This is a genomic window from Lactobacillus kalixensis DSM 16043, assembly GCF_001434335.1.
GTDB classification, from domain to species: domain Bacteria; phylum Bacillota; class Bacilli; order Lactobacillales; family Lactobacillaceae; genus Lactobacillus; species Lactobacillus kalixensis.
This window is the reverse complement of record NZ_AZFM01000087.1, coordinates 1-855: the sequence shown is the minus strand read 5'-3', so window position 1 is coordinate 855 and position 855 is coordinate 1. Positions and strand designations below refer to the sequence as shown.

Below are 855 nucleotides of genomic sequence, written 5' to 3'. Positions count from 1 at the left end.
CAACTTGAGCAACGTTCATCTTACCAGCATCTGAACCAGCATATACTTCAATGTTACCTGAAGTTACAGGTGCGTTGTTAGCAGCGTTGAACCAAGTAACAACAGCTGGACTAGCAAAGTCCTTAGCAGTAACGTTCATTGAAACGCCTGACAATACGATAGCACCGTTTTGGTCAAGAGTAACTTCTTGTGATCTACCTTCCTTACCTTGGTAAGTGAATGAGTCACCTTCTGGGAAAGTCAAAACGATCTTCTTGTTAGCGTTTTGAGTACCAAAGTTCAAACCTACATTAGTAGCAACTACTCTGTAAGTTGAACCAGCAGCGTCAGCTGATACTTCGTCTAAGCTAGTGATTTCCTTTGAACCGCGGAAAAGTGAAACGCTTGACTTGTTTTGGTCACTTGGGTTAAAGGTTGAAGTAGCAGTAGTACCATTAACAGTAGCTGAGAATGATACTGAAATAGCAGACTTAACGCTACCGCTAAGAGTAGCAGTGTTTAATGAAACGTTTGGAGTAACGTTAACAGTAGTACCGTTTTGAACTGCAGGGATTGCACCCAAGTTAGTTGCACTAGTAACAACGTCAGCAGAGACAGTAGAAACAGCAGTAGCAGCAACTGGAGCAACAGCTAATAAAGCAGCAGCAGCAGCGCTAACGATTCTTAAATTTTTCTTCATGTGGTCTTTTCCTCCTTGAAATATACAAAAATGTAATAGGGCATAGGTTCAGCATGACAGGAGCCTATAATGTACAAAATCATTCAAAGCAAGATCCATAAGTTTATAACTCTTATGAGGTAGTAGTCTTGCTGAAGGATCAGCATGCGTACAGGCATCACGCCTGAAGCATTTGT

General features: G+C 41.5%; 1 pseudogene. It reads right to left on the bottom strand.

The window, feature by feature from the left end:
* A pseudogene (locus FC46_RS09870) lies at positions 1–679 on the bottom strand (hypothetical protein); the annotation flags it as partial.
* Positions 680–855: the final 176 nt, after the last annotated feature.